13 protein-coding genes and 1 tRNA gene are annotated in these 17,136 nt (G+C 45.4%); 5 read left to right on the top strand and 9 right to left on the bottom strand.

The genetic code is table 11. The annotated features are described in order from the left end of the window. Positions 1-4 precede the first annotated feature (4 nt). The 4 genes from tig to ACFFJH_RS13520 all read right to left on the bottom strand — a co-directional run bounded on the left by tig (position 5) and on the right by ACFFJH_RS13520 (position 6,098). The gene (gene tig / locus ACFFJH_RS13505) at positions 5-1,348 is read right to left on the bottom strand and encodes a trigger factor (protein WP_390213371.1); all 1,344 of its coding nucleotides are present in this window, start codon (positions 1,346-1,348) and stop codon (positions 5-7) included. 27 nt (positions 1,349-1,375) lie between these two features. Then, a tRNA-Leu gene (locus tag ACFFJH_RS13510) sits at positions 1,376-1,462 on the bottom strand. 326 nt (positions 1,463-1,788) lie between these two features. Further along, positions 1,789-4,914 carry an efflux RND transporter permease subunit gene (locus ACFFJH_RS13515; protein WP_390213372.1) on the bottom strand — a complete coding sequence of 1,042 codons (3,126 nt, stop codon included), beginning with the start codon at positions 4,912-4,914 and terminating at the stop codon, positions 1,789-1,791. Further along, a complete protein-coding gene (locus ACFFJH_RS13520) occupies positions 4,911-6,098 on the bottom strand; it encodes an efflux RND transporter periplasmic adaptor subunit (RefSeq protein WP_390213373.1) in 1,188 nt (395 codons plus the stop codon). Before ACFFJH_RS13520 ends, ACFFJH_RS13515 begins: the two co-directional genes overlap by 4 nt. A 326-nt stretch (positions 6,099-6,424) precedes the next feature. Between ACFFJH_RS13520 and hpnC the strand changes: the two genes are divergently transcribed. Both hpnC and ACFFJH_RS13530 read left to right on the top strand, forming a co-directional pair. Continuing rightward, a complete protein-coding gene (gene hpnC / locus ACFFJH_RS13525; protein ID WP_390213374.1) occupies positions 6,425-7,243 on the top strand; it encodes a squalene synthase HpnC in 819 nt (272 codons plus the stop codon). Positions 7,244-7,322: 79 nt separating this feature from the next. Next, positions 7,323-8,027: a M24 family metallopeptidase gene (locus ACFFJH_RS13530; protein ID WP_390213375.1), complete on the top strand. Its 705-nt coding sequence runs from the start codon at positions 7,323-7,325 to the stop codon at positions 8,025-8,027. 88 nt (positions 8,028-8,115) lie between these two features. Here the strand turns inward: ACFFJH_RS13530 and ACFFJH_RS13535 are convergent, their stop codons facing one another. Beyond that, the gene (locus tag ACFFJH_RS13535; protein WP_390213377.1) at positions 8,116-9,009 is read right to left on the bottom strand and encodes a hypothetical protein; all 894 of its coding nucleotides are present in this window, start codon (positions 9,007-9,009) and stop codon (positions 8,116-8,118) included. A 203-nt stretch (positions 9,010-9,212) separates the two neighbouring features. Here ACFFJH_RS13535 and hpnD point away from each other — a divergent pair, with 203 nt between their 5' ends. Together hpnD and hpnE are read left to right on the top strand one after the other, a co-directional pair. After that, positions 9,213-10,046: a presqualene diphosphate synthase HpnD gene (gene hpnD, locus ACFFJH_RS13540; protein ID WP_390213378.1), complete on the top strand. Its 834-nt coding sequence runs from the start codon at positions 9,213-9,215 to the stop codon at positions 10,044-10,046. Between the two features lie 12 nt (positions 10,047-10,058). Further along, a complete protein-coding gene (gene hpnE / locus ACFFJH_RS13545) occupies positions 10,059-11,423 on the top strand; it encodes a hydroxysqualene dehydroxylase HpnE (RefSeq protein WP_390213380.1) in 1,365 nt (454 codons plus the stop codon). Here hpnE and ACFFJH_RS13550 read toward each other — a convergent pair. The 4 genes from ACFFJH_RS13550 to ACFFJH_RS13565 all read right to left on the bottom strand — a co-directional run bounded on the left by ACFFJH_RS13550 (position 11,420) and on the right by ACFFJH_RS13565 (position 15,869). Further along, the gene (locus ACFFJH_RS13550) at positions 11,420-12,064 is read right to left on the bottom strand and encodes a glycoside hydrolase family 19 protein (protein ID WP_390213381.1); all 645 of its coding nucleotides are present in this window, start codon (positions 12,062-12,064) and stop codon (positions 11,420-11,422) included. The genes hpnE and ACFFJH_RS13550 overlap by 4 nt on opposite strands. Positions 12,065-12,230: 166 nt before the next feature. Further along, positions 12,231-13,346 (bottom strand): ferritin-like domain-containing protein, encoded by a 1,116-nt coding sequence (locus ACFFJH_RS13555; protein WP_390213382.1) that lies wholly within the window; start codon positions 13,344-13,346, stop codon positions 12,231-12,233. A gap of 3 nt (positions 13,347-13,349) precedes the next feature. After that, positions 13,350-15,212, bottom strand: coding sequence for a GMC family oxidoreductase (locus tag ACFFJH_RS13560; RefSeq protein WP_390213383.1), 1,863 nt, complete (start codon positions 15,210-15,212; stop codon positions 13,350-13,352). A 117-nt stretch (positions 15,213-15,329) separates the two neighbouring features. Beyond that, positions 15,330-15,869 carry a hypothetical protein gene (locus ACFFJH_RS13565; RefSeq protein ID WP_390213384.1) on the bottom strand — a complete coding sequence of 180 codons (540 nt, stop codon included), beginning with the start codon at positions 15,867-15,869 and terminating at the stop codon, positions 15,330-15,332. Between the two features lie 396 nt (positions 15,870-16,265). Between ACFFJH_RS13565 and ACFFJH_RS13570 the strand changes: the two genes are divergently transcribed. Next, the gene (locus ACFFJH_RS13570; protein ID WP_390213385.1) at positions 16,266-16,844 is read left to right on the top strand and encodes an SAM-dependent methyltransferase; all 579 of its coding nucleotides are present in this window, start codon (positions 16,266-16,268) and stop codon (positions 16,842-16,844) included. Positions 16,845-17,136: the final 292 nt, after the last annotated feature.

Here is a 17,136-nt window from a genome sequence, read left to right on the forward strand (position 1 = left end):
TATCTTATTGTGCTGGGTTATTACCCATCAATTCGTCAAACGGCAAAATTGATTCATTCACTTTTGCCTTACCGAGGACATAGTTAACGACGTTTTCTTCTAATACAAGGGCTTCAACTTCTGCTAAGCGATTACGATCACTGTAGTAGTACTTAACTACTTGCTGTGGATCTTCATAACTCTGCGCGAAATCTTCAACCTGGGCCTTGATTTGGTCAGCCGTTGCTTGCAATTGGTTAGCCTTAACCAACTCAGCCAAAATCAAACCCAAACGTACGCGACGCTCTGCTTGTGCTGTAAACAATTCCGTCGGGAATGGGACGCCTTGAACGTTCATACCGCGCTGCGCCATATCTTGACGTGTCATTTCAGCTAAACGCTCTGCATCTTGCTCAATCAATACTGCTGGTGCATCAAATTCAACCGCCTTCACCAATGCATCCATGACGCTGTCTTTGGCCTTTGCTTTGACACGGCCTTTAACTTCACGCTCAAGGTTATCCTTGATGTCGTTGCGCATTTTTGTCAGATCACCATCTTCTACACCCAACATTTTCGCAAATTCAGCATCAACCGCTGGCAAATGTGCCCATTCTAACTTAGTCAAAGTAACGGTGAACTCCGCTGTTTTACCTGCTACTTCTTTGCTATGATAGTCTTCTGGGAAAGCCAATGGGAACACTTTGGAATCACCAACTTTTAAACCTAAAGTTGCTGCTTCAAATTCTGGCAACATGCGACCTTCGCCCAAGACGAAAGCAAATGCTTCTGCTTTACCGCCAGCGAATTCAACGCCGTCGATAGTACCAACGAAATCAACTGTGGCGCGGTCGCCGGTTTGTGCTGACTGATCAGCACCACCGTCGCCATGTGCGCTTTGCTCACCTTTAACGTGGAAATGCACACGTTGTTTGCGCAATATATCGACAGTCTTGTCGATTTCAGCTTCAGTTACATCAGTTTTAACTTGAGTAACCTCAACGCCAGACAAATCACCTACAACGACTTCTGGGTAGACTTCAAAAGTAGCATCAAATGTAAAGTAGTTTTCAGAATAGCTCTTCTTAGGTTCGATGCGTGGATAGCCCGCAACGCGCAAGTTATTTTCTTTAACTGCTTCGCTGAAAGCAATACCGACTTTTTCGTTAAGAACTTCAGTTTCGACTTGGTAGCCATACTGCGCTGCCACCATTTTCATCGGCACTTTACCTGGGCGGAAGCCAGGCGCTTTTGCTGTACGAGCACGTACTTTCAAACGCTTCTCAATTTCCGGTTGCATTTCTGAAATCGGGAATGTGAGCGTAATACGGCGTTCTAATTTTTCTAAAGTTTCGACTGCAGTTGCCATGAAAATCGTCCAAATATAAAGAGTCTGTGGTGCGAGGAGGGGGACTCGAACCCCCACACCATTGCTGGCGTCAGGACCTAAACCTGGTGCGTCTACCAATTTCGCCATCCTCGCGGGATGAGCACACCTAACAATAAAAAGCAAAGGGCGACTTAAATTGCATCGTCGCCCATAACTATCATTGTGGCATTTCAACTTCAGCCGACTATTCTACTGGATTTTTATACCGCTTGTCTCGTATTTTTTGTAATCGAATTAGAAAGAACTGCTATAAAACTTATTTTCGTTACTTTTAGCCCGAAATTCTCATTAATATTTTTTACTAATACCAGAGAATTAGCAGATTTACAGCCGTTCTTTTCTAAGCACAACACATACGATACAACATTCGACAAACATTCAAAGAACACTCAAAGAGCATTCAAAGCAAACCCTTGCATTTACGCTTTCTTAATTCTGAACCAAGCCGCATACAAGGCGGGCAAGAATAGCAGAGTCAATGCAGTTGCAATGATCAAACCACCCATAATCGCCACCGCCATTGGCCCCCAGAACACAGAACGCGACAAAGGTATCATAGCCAAAACTGCGGCCGCTGCCGTCAATATAATCGGTCGGAAACGACGCACCGCAGCCTCGACGATAGCATCCCAAGCGGGAACACCCGCTTCCCTATCTTGCTCAATCTGATCAATCAAGATAACAGAATTACGAATAATCATACCAAACAAAGCAATCACACCTAATTGCGCAACAAAACCAAATGGTCTTTGCAGTATCAACAATGCCATCGCCGCACCCGCCACGCCCAGAGGACCAGTCAAAAACACTAGGACAGCACGTGAGAAACTATGCAACTGCAACATCAACAAAGTAAAGATAATAAAAATGACCAGAGGCACATTCGCAGCGATTGACTCTTGCGCTTTACCGCTATCAGCTGCCGCACCTGCCAATTCGATTTTATAACCAGGAAGCAAACTCGCTCTGATCGCATCTAGCTTAGGATTGATTTGCGAAGACACGGTAGGCCCTTGAATGCCATCCACGACATCTGACTGCACCGTAACAGCCCATTCTCGGCCTTCGCGCCACACCACACCTGGCTCCCATGCTAAGTTGATACGTGCCACTTGCGATAAAGGTACGGTCTTACCACTCGGTGTAGGGATGTTTGCATTGCTCAAAGCTTGCACCGTGGAACGCTCATCGACAGGTTGACGAACTACGATATCGATCAACTTATTCGACTCTCTGAACTGTCCCACCGACGTACCCGTCAAGATCGTATTCGCAGCACGCATCACGGTTTGAGAAGTAATTCCTAGTGCACGCAACTTATCTTGATCCATATCGATACGTACGACTTTTACCGACTCGTTCCAGTTATCGTTGACACCAATTGCATTCGGGTTAGCATGCATCACCGCTTTAACGCGATCAGCAATTTCACGCACTTTTTCCACTTCCAAACCGGTCACACGGAACTGAACCGGATATGGCACCGGAGGACCATTTGACAAAAGTTTTACGCGACCACGCACTTCAGGAAAATCTTCTTTAAATGCCTGTGTAATTTTCAAACGTAATGCTTCGCGCGCTTTTAAATCTTTTGGCAACACCACGATTTGTGTGACGTTGGTTTGCGGGAAAATTTGATCCAAAGGCAAATAGAATCGCGGACTACCGGTACCAACATAGCTGGTCACACTTTCCACGCCCTGCTGCTTTTGAATAAAGGCTTCAAATTTCTTCGCTTGCGCTTCTGTCGCCGCAAAAGAAGAACCTTCTGGCAACCACAACTCCACCATTAATTCTGGACGACTAGAATCAGGGAAGAATTGTTGCTCAATGAATTTAAAACCAAATACACCGAGACCAAAAACTGCCAGAGTAATCGCAATCGTCGTCTTACGCCAAGTCACACACCAATTAACCAGTGCACGGAAACGTGTATAGAACGGTGTATCGAATAACTCATGATGACCATCCGCGCCAGCATGTGGTTTCACCTTCAATAAAAGGTAACCAAGATAAGGCGTAAACAATACCGCCGCCAACCATGAAATCAGCAAGGCCAAAGCATTCACCGAGAACATCGAGAATGTATATTCACCAGCAGCGGATTCCGCTAAACCGATAGGCAAGAAGCCAGCAGCAGTAATCAAGGTACCGGTCAACATCGGCATCGCTGTAGAAGTATAGGCGAAGGTCGCCGCATCAAAACGCGAAAAACCCTCCTCCATTTTTCGTACCATCATTTCGACCGCAATAATGGCGTCATCAACCAGCAGCCCCAAAGCAATAATCAAGGCACCTAGCGAGATCTTATGCAAGTCAATGTTCAACATACGCATGAATAAGAAAGTCACTGCCAGCACCAAGGGAATTGTCAAGCCAACGACCAAACCTGGCCAAACATCGAGTCGCCATGGCTTAGTATGCAAGCCCAATGAAAGGAAACTGACCGCCAACACAATCACGACCGCTTCTATCAAAGTATTAACAAACTCACCTACCGAAGACGCAACGATTTTCGGCTGGTCGGAAACACGATCTAGATTTATGCCAACCGGTAATTGCGATTTGATGGTGGCAACTTCAGTCTGTAAATGCTTACCTAGCTCAATAATATTGCCACCCTTCTCCATAGAAATACCGAGACCAATGACTTCCTTACCATTGAAGCGCATTTTATCGACGGGTGGATTTTTGTACTCACGTTTTACCGTCGCAAAATCACCGAGACGGAAAGTCGTTCCATTGGCACGCAACTGCAAGTTCTCTAGATCTTTGACAGTGGTCAAAGCACCCGAAATACGCACCTGCAAATTGCTCGCAGACGTCGTCAATACGCCAGTACCTTCGATTGTATTTTGGGAATTAATCTGTGAGACCACGGTTTCAAATGGCACACCTAATTGCGAGAACTTTTTCTGAGAAAATTCGATATTAATTTTCTCTTCTTGCACGCCAAACATTTCGACTTTAGCGACTTTGGGAATTCGCAAAAATTGTTGACGCACGAAGTCTGCATATTCGCGCATTTCTTCGTAGGTAAAACCATCGGCAGAAATCGCAAAAATAGAGCCGTAAGTGTCACCAAATTCATCATTAAAGAAAGGACCGACGACACCTGCTGGCAAAGTGCCTTTGATGTCACCAATTTTCTTACGGACTTGATACCACGTTTGAGAGGTTTCTTTAGGCGGTGTTGACTCACGCAACTGCAAAATAATCAGCGTTTCACCTGGCTTGGAATAACTACGAATCTTATCGACGTACGGCGCTTCTTGTAATTTTTTCTCTAACTTATCAGTGACCTGATCTGCCATCTGCAATGCGGTAGCACCTGGCCAAACTGCACGCACCACCATCGCTCTAAAGGTGAATGGTGGATCTTCATCTTGCCCCAAACGTCCAAAACTAAAAATCCCGCCCAACAGCAAAGCCACCATTAAATAGCGGGTTAATGGAATATGCTCAAGCGCCCAGCGGGATAAATTAAATCCCCCTGATTTTTGTTCGGACTTTTCGCCCGGAGTTTGCTGATTGACTTGACTCATTTAGCAACTCCGCTAGCATTCGCCGCTACCACGGCAGGATTACTTGCATCAGTAGCTGTTTCAACACCAAGAATTTTGACTTTTTGTCCGCTTTTGAGCAAATTCACACCAGCAGTTACGATCATTTGCCCGGACTTTAAACCGCTTGCAATCAACACATCCTCACCCGCTGTACCACCCAACTGCACCGGCACCAATTTTACGGCGCCCGATTCAACCACCCATACCGAATTCACATTTTTTTCTTGCAGCAAAGCCGTCAAAGGCAGGCGCACCATGGCTTGTGGATTTTTCATACCAAACGACACCATCGCAGTCATTCCTAAACGCACATCTTTTGCGTCCGGAGACAAAGCGACTTTCGCTGTAAATGTACGAGTGACGGGATCAGCTATCGGCGACAACTCGCGAAGTTTGGCTGCAATCACTTCACCTTGATTGGCCCACATACGCACTTTGACATCGGACATGTGGCGTATATTATTTATCTTATCTTCAGGAATACCAACCACTACATCCAACTCACCCGTTTTAGCAACGCGCACAACAGGCGAACCTGCTGCAACGACCTGCCCTACTTCCGCATCTATACCTGTCACCACACCATCTACATCAGCTACCAAACTTGCATATGAAGCTTGGTTCGATTGATTCGATAGACCTGCTTTAGCCTGATCAAAACTGGCTTGCGCCGCTCTATAAGCAGTCTCTTTCGCATCAAGAACCGCCTGAGCGACGAAGTTTTTTTCACGCAATTCCTGATAGCGTTTTAATTCTGCTTTAGCCAAATCACGATTGCTTTCTGCCGCGCTCAATCCGGCTTTTGCTTGCGCCTGCCCTAAGAGCAAATCTTGCGGATCTAGCTGCATTAAGACTTGTCCACGTTTAACCATCGTACCGACATCAACCTTACGTGCGACAATTTTTCCAGGTACGCGAAATCCTAAGCGGGACTCGATACGAGGACGTACTTCACCAGAAAATTCAGTCGCAATCTCACTACCTTCCATTACGGCTTGCAATGCGCGAACTGGGCGCACATCTTCCGTTTTTTCAACTTTTTTACTGCAAGCACTTAAACTCAATATTGTTACTAGACCTAAGACTGACAACAGCGAGAGTAACAAACGCGATTGACTTGATGATTTCAAGACAGAAGTAGAGATCAATGGAGAATTTGACACGGGATTTTCCTTTACTATTCCGGCACAACGCATACAGTACAACGCGTTTGCGTCGCACTCGGGGAAATTTTAAGCAGTTTTACATTTTTTTGAATTGCAGGCTTGTGACGAACTACACAAGCTAATTGCGGATTAAGTTTAAAACCCTTCCACAATTCAAATTAAAATCTTACCTAGAGACCTGATATCTTGCTTTGGAATTACAAAAAATATTCTTAATTTAAAAAATTAGGCGCAATTAAATTACTGACTCGCGGGTAAGTAATTATAATGATGAATCTTTTAAAAGCCAATGACTTTCGAGTCATTTATTTTCAAATACCATTATGACAATCAATCATTATGAAAATTTTCCGGTTGCATCTTGGTTGATTCCTGCTCATCTGCGCCCCGCCATACGTACTATTTATGCCTTTGCACGAAGTGCCGACGATATCGCAGACGAAGGTGATGCGAACGAAGAACAACGTCTTTCGGCTTTACAAAATTATGAGTATCAATTACAACTAATTGCTCAAGGCAAACCAACTCAACAAGCGCTTTTTCAAGACTTGGCCGAGGTCATTCACCGCCACCAACTCCCCATCCACGCTTTCTCAGACTTATTATCTGCGTTCAAACAAGATGTAAATACCAAACGTTACGCGGATTTCAGCAGCCTGCTAAATTACTGTCAGCGCTCTGCCAATCCAGTTGGCCGCATTATGTTGGCGCTATTTGACGCTGATTCAGCAGAGAATATTCATTATTCCGATCAAATTTGCAGCGCCCTACAACTCATCAATTTCTGGCAAGATGTCGCGATCGACATTCAAAAACAAAGAATCTATCTTCCACAAGAAGATCTATTTCGCTTCGGCCTTAGCTCAGACGACATCACAAACAACGACCAACTGCACAATTCGCTTGCGTGGCGAAATTTAATGCAATTTCAAGTCGAGCGCGCACGTCAAATGATGGTTGATGGTAGTCCTTTGTGCCGCCGCATACCCGGTCGCTTCGGCTACGAATTGCGGATGGTGGTTCAAGGGGGACTTCGTATCTTAGAAAAAATCGAGCAAGTGAATGCCAATGTCTTTTACCAGCGCCCTAAAATCAGCAAATGGGACGCACCAATTATGATCTGGCGCGCTTTAAAAATGTAGTCCACAACATCTTTGCGCATGCGCTAGTGATAGCTCATGTAAGTGTAGAATAGCAAAGAAGTCATATTAAGATTAAATTATGCCTAGCTTCGATCAGATCTTCCACTATCGCCAGGTACAAGATGCCGCAAAATCGGCAATGGCGCGTCTGCCAGCACTCTTAACTACAGATGATAGTGAACAAAGCATTGCGCAGAAGGCGCATGACTTGCTATGCCAATCCGGCTTCCCCAATACTTGGTATTACGACTGTCCAGCCTTAGTGTTAGCGGGCAATCGTAGTTGCTTATCTATCTCTGGCAAGCAATATCAAGCTAGTTCAGAAAAATTAGGTGGGAAAAATTTAATCAGTATTGATCTCAGCCCCGAAAAAGACGGTATTTGGGGCGACTATTCGCGCACATTCGCGTTTGAATTCGGCTCCTACGTCGAACAACCCAAAACCTTAGAGTATCGAAATGGATTGCGTTTTCTCGCACAACTCCATGAAGAAATGATGCAATGGTTGAGACCTGAAGTGAGTTTTCACCAATTATTTCAATGGACGAATGTACGCATTCGAGAAAGTGGATTTGTAAATTTGGATTTTCGTAGCAATGTAGGGCACAGTTTAGAAAACCAAAGAGAATTACGCCAATTCATACAAGCCAATAATCATCTAGCACTGTCCGAAGTCGATTTTTTTAGCTTCGAACCATTTGTTCGACTCAAAGGCGGCCAATGGGGATTTAAACACGAAGATATTTTTTACTTCAATCAAGCGGGGCGACTCGAGTGTTTGTGAATTTATCTAACTTTCGCAATCAATAAAAAGCCAGGATCTTCCTGGCTTTTTAGTTTCAATCGATGTATCTCTGGCACTTAACTTACCATTAGGTCGCGACACAAGTGACGGAAATTTTTTGTGACGCATCAGGCGCAGCAGAGCTCGCCTTACCTGTGCCGTTAGTCACAGTACATTTTTGTCCCGTTGGCTGAGTAGATACTTGTACATCATATGCGGCGCCATCTAACAAACTAAAATTAAACGTGAACGTACCATCCGCCAACATATTTCGCACGTCCGTACCATTATTGGTAAGACCTAATACGGTACCGACTTTTAAGCCAGCCAGAGTGCCACCGACTGGAACACCGGCAATACAATCAATCGCAATATTTTTTGCAGCAGCTAGATTATTGATGTCAGCTGTACCTTTGCCATTCTGAACAGTACAAACTTGTGCTGCGGGAGGAATCGATACTTTCACTTCATAGGCTTTTTTATTCACTACATAAGTTTGCAGGTCAAAAGCACCATTTGCAGTAATTGCCGTTTGTTGAACATCATTTACCGCCAACTGCAAAGTCTTCGTACTATCAAGTCCAGTCAATACACCACTTAACGGGATATTCGGCGAGCAATTGACGCTAATATTACTCACTGGTGCTTCGCCAGTCATTTTGCCGCTGCCATTGGAGACAACACAATTGACTGGATTTGGTTGAGTGTAGACAGAGATGTTATAAGCAGCGTTACTGGCTACTTTAAAAGAAAAAGTACCGTCCGCAGTTAAAGTAGTATTGTATCCTGCTTCATCAACTAACACTAATGTGCTTTTGCCGTCAGTTGTCAAACCTTTGACTGTGCCGCCAACTGTTGTGTAGACAAAACCACCGCATCCGACCAGCGCTGCCAGCAATGCAGAACCGACTATCACTAATTTCTTATCCAATTTAATCAAGATCACTCTACCTTTAAAGCGGCCTAAGCCAGATTTCGACATTATCTCAGCTTGAACACATGAAAATAAGCTCGCATTGTACAACATGCCTGCGGCAATTTTTTGTCTATATATTGTAAGAAAAGACTACCGCGACATTTCGTCATGGTTTGTGCGATCTGCGCTAGTCGGTTAGGATTACGCCTAATGTCCACTTTATTTCATTTGAAATAAGTGCCCAAGAATCTAATCAGCTCCGTTTTCGCATGTCTCCAGACGAATATTGCCAAGAAAAAGCCGCCCAGAGCGGTTCTAGTTTTTATTACAGTTTCCTTTTTTTACCACAGGAAAAACGCCGTGCAATCACTGCACTGTACGCGTTTTGCCGCGAAGTTGATGATGTAGTCGATAATTGCACGGACGAAGCCGTTGCTCGTAGCAAACTCGGATGGTGGCGTAAAGAGGTTCAAGCCATGTTAAATCAAGCCCCTAGCCATCCCGTCACCACCGCCCTATTGCCTCACATGAGCACCTATCAATTAGAAGGTGCCCATTTGCTGGCAATCATCGATGGTATGGAGATGGATCTCAATCAAAATCGCTATCTGGATTTCATCGCGCTACAAAAATACTGCTGGCATGCGGCTGGTGTAGTGGGCATTTTATCAGCAAGTATTTTTGGCATTAAAAATCCTCAAACCAAACAATTTGCTGAGAAATTGGGATTGGCATTTCAAATGACCAATATCATTCGTGATGTGGGTGAAGATGCGCGCAAAGGCAGAATCTACCTGCCAGTCAACGAGCTACAACAATTTAATGTGCCTGCCAGCGACATTCTTAATGCCAAGCATAGCGAACAATTCACTAAACTCATGCAGTTTCAGTACGAACGCACACAAAAATTATACGATGAAGCCTTTACCTTATTGCCTGAGGAAGACAGACGCGCGCAACGCACAGGCTTAATTATGGCCGCCATATATCGAGCTTTATTAGTTGAGATTCAGCAGGATCAATTTCAGGTACTCAAACAAAGAATTTCACTGACACCTATCCGCAAGCTTTGGTTGGCGTGGAAGACTTATATTCGTGGCTAATCCTAGCTAATCATGATTAAGTTGCGCAAGGGATCAACACCAAAACGTGTCGCCGTCATCGGAGCTGGCTGGGCTGGCTGCGCTGCGGCAGTCAAGCTTTGCCAGCAGCAAGGGCACCAAGTCACTTTGATAGAAGCCGCCAAACGTCTGGGTGGGCGCGCACGCGCGGTGGAGATTAACGGACAACAGCTAGACAACGGCCAGCACATCATGCTCGGTGCCTATACAGCTTGCCTAGATTTAATGCGCCTACTAAAAATAGATCTCAAATCAGCCTTGCTGCGTCTGCCTTTACAAATGGTGTACCCGCAGCAAACAGGCATGCAATTCATTGCCCCCAAATTCCCAGCGCCCTTACATTTACTTTTCGCACTGATCAATGCAAAAGGTTTAGATCGCGCTGACAAGATGGCTTTAGCGCGTTTTTCTACCACCGCCCGCTGGATAGATTGGCGATTGCATCAAGATTGCAGCGTCAGCGAGCTCTTGGAACGTTACGAGCAAACCGAACGCTTGTGTCGATTAATGTGGACTCCGCTGTGTATCGCCGCTTTAAATACGCCCCCGGAGCGCGCTTCGGCTCAGGTTTTTTTGAACGTGTTACGCGATAGCTTAGGTGCGCAACGTGCTGCCTCAGATATGTTAATTCCTCGTATCGATTTGAGCCGCTTACTACCTGATGCTGCAGCGGATTATCTACAGCAGCACAATGGACAGGTGCTCACTGGTCTCCGTATTAAAACCTTACGTTCAAGCGCTCATGGCACTTGGATTTTGGACGAGTGCCCAGGGACAGAAAAAGAATTTGATAGCATTGTCATTGCGACTAATGCGACCCAATGTCAACGCCTGCTTGCTGATATCGGCAATGCTTATTCCAACGATTCAGAAGCACCAAGCTTTCCCGAATTTAGCTATGAAGCGATCACTACTTGCTATTTGCAATATGCGCCAGAGGTGAGATTAGAACGTGCTTTTTTTGCTTTGGCAGACAATCCAACAATCGCACACTGGGGTCAATTTGTCTTTGATCGTGGCCAGCTTGATGTAACACAATCCGGCTTACTGGCGGTGGTTGTGAGCGCGTCGAACGAGGCAAACCAAAATGATCATTCAACACTCACACAGGCAATTGCAAAACAACTCGCAGAACAACTACAAATGCCGGAATTGATGACTCCAAAATGGACACAGATCATCACGGAGAAACGTGCGACATTCGCCTGTACGCCAAACCTAGATCGTCCAGAGAATCGCACGGTATTTCCGGGGGTGTTTATTGCTGGAGATTACACGGCAGGTGAGTATCCTGCGACGCTTGAGGCCGCTGTTCGCAGCGGCATCTTAGCAGCCCAAATCATCGATCAACGCAATTAGGCATGCCAAACGGTTTTACAACGTGCGAGCCAAGCGGCTCTCTCACTTAATCCTATCGTGCCGCCATTAATTTTCAAAGTCACGGCTTGTACATTGTCTTGATCGGCCAGTGGATTGCAGCCCTTAGCCTCCCATTCGGCTGCCGCGACTTCGACACACCATAGACTATTCACAACCTGATCAGGATCGGCAACAAAGTCAGGACATGCAGGATTAGATTTTCTGACTATGCTAGTTGCCTCGGCATAGCTGTCTTTTCCGGTCAATTGCAGTAAGCCACGTCCCCGATATTTATACCCGTCACCTGGTGCCGTGTTATTCATACGGCCACCGTAAACTTGGTTTGCCAAGGCCTGTGGATTCATTGCGTATTGCGCTGGATCAAGCGCACCTTTTGGCTTAAACCGACTGGGCCAAACTTCTACCAAACGTGCCGCACTATAATTTAAGTTCTCAAACTGTACGGTCAAGGCCCCACTTTCGTGTAATACCTGCGCCATAAAATGAGCAACTCGCAAGGGATTAACGCTAACGCCGTGACGATCCAGCGCAACTTGTGCATTCACAAAAGCTTGTTGATAAGCGGGCAGCGCCTTCGGTGCCAGACTGGTAATTTGTGACCAATTTACTTGAATCGACATGCGATGCTCCTAAAAAAAATCAGTAAAGATAATTTGCATCGACCATAGTAATCATTACATTTAAAATAACAAGATAAATTTTTAACCGACTCGCTTTCCGATGCGTTTTCCGATGCGTTTTCTGTTTACGCTGGCGTTCAGTTCAGGCAAACCATGCGCTGCAAACTTAGATTGGCACATACTCAAAGCTAGGGCCAGCCATCTTGCCATTGGCGGTTGGTATTTGCATTAATTCCAGTGCTTTATATTTCAAGTCATACATAACCGGGATAGCCTGCATCAGCGCTGGTGGCTCGCCGTTGCATGCGCTATGAAGCTGATTCAATAACTGCATATAGGAGTAATTAAATTCATAGGTTTTTTGCCAGAGATCTGAGCCTTTTTTGTAATCACTCATCTTAGGATTATCTTGCATATCGGAGACCGCACTCCAATTCACTTGCACCACAGGTCCAGTGGGCGGCAATTGGGCACTATCAGTCGGTAAGTATCGGCGCTCATGTAGGATTTCCATATATTTGAAATAATGTGCATATTCGATTTGCTCGCCGAACAAAACATGATCAGTGTCGATAATGGAGCCGTTCATCCCCTCACCTTGGCCTATGATTTCATTAATCGCTAAAATCGCATCCTCTAAATTATGTACGCTAATAAGCTGCCCACCGCCACCGTAATAATGTTCGGGTGTTATTTGACGACCAGCCTCACCGGTAAAAATCCCGCCAGGTGTAACGCTATCTAGATGACATAAGGCTTGTTTGATCGCGGCATAAAATTGTCCAATGGTGGCGTAATGATGGGCTTCTGGCGGTGCACATGCGACGGCTGGCTGCTCTATTTGCAAGAAGACTTGCAAGCATGCTGGAGAAAACTTCTGCAAAGGCACCAAAAAAGCATCATTACTGTGTGGCAGATAACTGGGATACTCTGGGATAAATTTGGGCTTGTTGATCGCTGGCGAACCGCCTATAGCATTCAAAATATTCGCCGCCAAAATCATATGCAGCATTTCTTCCATCACGACACTTTGTATCGTTCGATAAGCAAATTCATTGCTCTGTGCATCGATCGAATACAGTGCGCACAGATAAGGTGGAATAGTCGAATGCTCTAGTTCAATCGCGGTTTGCAAATGATGTCGCAAGGACGCGATGGTATTAATCGAACCGGCTTGCCCTGTCGGCAAATCCAATTGCAACAACTGATGACGACGGCGCCCACTGCCACGGGAGTGAGCATCAGTGTGAGCACTAATAAGTTGAAGAATAGATTGCGTCATGGCTCACTCCGCTAATTGTTTGAGAATATTTTCGGCTGCCATAAAGGTCAATGCCGTCATAGTTAAGGTAGGATTGGAGGTTCCTAAAGTTGGCATATTGCCGCACCCGACCAAATAGAGATTGGGGTGATCCCAACACTGCTGACTAGGTTTCACCACAGAGCTGACCGCATCATGTCCCATGCGATGAGTACCGACGATATGACCAGCGCCACGGAAGGTATATCCTCGCCCTTCCCAATTTACAAAGTCGGCTTCATCGGGATTGTATTCTGTGAAATCTTGTATCTTATTCGCGGCAAAAATCTGATCCGATACCTGCTTAGCCGCCTTGAATGATTTCCGCATATAAGTCGATGCATCGTAGTGAATCACGGGACGATAATTATCGAGTTGATCCTTGTATTTGGGATCTATGGTCATGCGATTGCTTGGCTCTGGTGCCTGTTCGCATTCGAAATGCAGTAAGGCTTGGCGCGGCACGATATCGTTGATAGTTTGCCGCAATTTTTTACCAAAAATATTCTTTGCCAAAGCATTACTAACATCCGTCGCAGGTGCATAAGTCGGCCACGACCAACCCCAATTGTCCAAAGGTGAAATCCATGCAGCAAAATCTTTACGGAAATCACCATCACGAAAAGTCGGAATATAGGTCGTACAACCAGGCCCGCGATAAGGAAACACTTTTTCTGGAAACAATCCCCAGGTCAATAAGACCAAATGATCCATCAAATTGCGCCCCACTTGATCACTGGAATTAGCAACATTCGAAGCGAGCAAGAGCTTCGCGTTTTCTAAAGCACTGGCAGCTAAAACGTAGATCTTTCCTTGTGCTACTTCAGTGTGATATTGCGGCGCATCGCCGTGGGTATATTTCTTATACACGATGCCGCAAATTTCTCTGCTGTGCGGGTCTAACATTAATTCCGAAGCGACGGCCTGAGTTCTGATTTCCAACTTACTCATGTCTGATTTTTTGAGTGTTTTCAGTGCGTTATATTTCGCCTGAACTGGACAAATCGGCACACAACTGGCATTCCCTTCACAACGTTCTCCCGTGTATGGACTCCAAATTGAGCCTACTACTTGATACTTGTTTTTGGTCACTGGCAATATTAGTTTTTGTTTTGCGCTATCCCATTGCACGGACGCGTAATGATAGTGAAGATTGGGAATAGAGTTGCGTCCTTGCGGCATGCTGACGCAACTTACCGCATAGGATTTCCCTTCTAAATAGACAATGAGATCTTGAGTATGTTTCATCCATACCTGATCCTGAAAACTCTGAGGAATTTTCTGCATAGGAAACACATAATGCTCACCGTAATTGGCACGCGTCATATCAGGACCGACCTGCGCCGCGACATCACCAGCAACGCCAATTTCGTTCTCTGCCATTTCGTAATAAGGTTTCAAATCATCATAGCTAATAGGCCAATCGACACCTTGCCCGTATAAGGTTTTCATACGAAAATCATTCGGCAACATACGCGGCACATTACCTAACCAATGCAAGGTCGTTCCACCTGCGCCACGTAGACAATCGCTAGCAAATGGTAAAGGGCCCATCTGCACTAAATAGCCAGTGTCATAGGGCGTCTTGGCCTGAATTTCTAATACATCGGGCGACTCCGCATCCTTAATATCTGGATACGGTCCATTGGTTGCCTTATTCGCTTTACTGTAAAAAGTTTGCAAATAGCGCTGGTAGTTTTGATAGGCAAGCTCGGGGTCTAAGGCCATTCCTGCTTCTAAGCCTGCCTCTAACATCAATACCGTTTTACCCGCCTGTGTCAGCGTTTTCGCCATCACGGCACCGGCAATACCACTGCCAACAATTACGACATCGTAGTTATGCGTCATCACTTTCCCTCTTCATGTAGATTCACCCATTTCGCGACCAAATCGGTTCGACGAAATAAGCACAACAGCGAACACCACATTTCGCTACCGATCGCTACTTATAGCCATCAACTAAGATCAATCTTGCAGAGGCATATGAGCCCAAGATCCATATCCCGGTTGCTTCGCACCGGGCGGGTGAGTCTGCGCCGCAGTCCACATTAAGCCTTGTATATACGCATTGGCGCTCACATTGCGTACTTGTTGTAGGTTGGCATTAGAGTTATTTACAGTGGGCGCCCATTGCCCGGTGTACCACATGTAAATCATGTTTTTAGCCAAGGCTTGATAGCTAGAATTTGGCATGAGATTTGATGCAATCAGCGCCAACAATTGATCCTCGTTTCCTTGCGCCTGAAGTTGAATTGACACGACTTCGGCAAAGAAAAAATTCAAATTCTCAGCATCGGATTCTTGGCAAATGGTGGAAAAATATTCATCAACCCTGCCAGTTCCTTCCAACTCCACGCGTTCAAATCCCGTCAGATAAACGGAGATAAATAAGAAAAGTTCACGACGTTCATTTGAGCTTTGCAGCGCTGGAGCTACCGTATTGACGACTGCTTCAGGTGCGGATGGATTGGTTTGCGCAGAAGCGTTCAGTATTGATATTGTCATTAAAATGCTCCCTTTTTACATTAAAAAACAGAACAATTGATGGAACCTATAATCAACTTGCTAGCAACTTATATGCCAATTAACAAACACACGAGAACCATAAAAACCCCTTGAATGTAACTACAGGCAAAGATAAATATGCATCAACACACAAATACACGCGTCAAAAATCGCTGCGCTTACGCGTAAAATTAACGTACTCCTACACGTCAAAATATATGAAGAAAAATCGACCTTAGCTCGTTCCTTCAATAGTCGCTAAAACCTGCTACGCCTCCTGCAAGCCAGCACGTCAAACAAACACAAACTGGCACAAGTAGGTACAAGCCACCGTGTATACTGATGATGCAAGCCTCAAGCCACGTTCGTCCAACACGATTTACCCAAAGGAAACTCATGCTCATCATCACCATCAAACAAGGTAAAGAAAAAAGTTTGCTAGCAGGCGATCCGTGGATCTACTTGTCCGCCATAGAACGAGTCGATGGGAAATTTCATGAAAAAATGAAATTGGGCGCAACTGCTTTGGTTCGCTCCTCTTCTGGACAGTTTCTAGCACGCGCTGGCTGGAGCCCCAGATCACAAATTCGCGCCCGAGTTTGGAGTTTTGATGAGGCTGAAGCAGTGGATCACGCAATGTTTAAGCGCCGAATTCAAGCTGCCCTCGCCAAACATTTACCACTCACAACTCAATCAGGTAAGCCGCAAAGACTGATCAACGCGGAAGAAGATCGTTTACCGGGCTTAATCGTCGAATACAATGCGCTCGATGCGGGCTACTTAAGTTGCCAATTTCAAGCGGCGGGCGTCGATGCCTGGAAAGTTGCCATCGTTAAAACCTTAATTGCGGAAACGGGTTGCCCCAATGTGTATGAACACACCGATTATCTAATACGAAAAGGCGAAGGATTGAGTGGCGGTGCTGGCGTGCTAGCGGGTGATGAACCACCCGCCGATTTATCTGTGCTGCGCTAATCGTATGACAAAAGTAAGTTCAATATAGATACAGTGCAACTACAGTGCAACAACACGCCTTAAGCCAATTCAGACCTAAGTAAATTCACTTAGTTACAAGAGTAAATTTCTGAATTGCAGCGAATCTCTACAAAGATAAAACTACGACTAGCCTCATTGCCAACAACATGCTGCATCAACGCAGCAATCAGCAATGAGCTTCACATCGGGCGCAATGGGGAATTCAATTGGCTCGATATTTACGATACGTTGATTTTACTTTTGAGAGAGCAAAAAATGCCCCATATCAGGA

The sequence above is a fragment of the Affinundibacterium danionis genome, assembly GCF_042432465.1.
GTDB classification, from domain to species: Bacteria; Pseudomonadota; Gammaproteobacteria; order Burkholderiales; family Burkholderiaceae_D; genus Undibacterium; species Undibacterium danionis.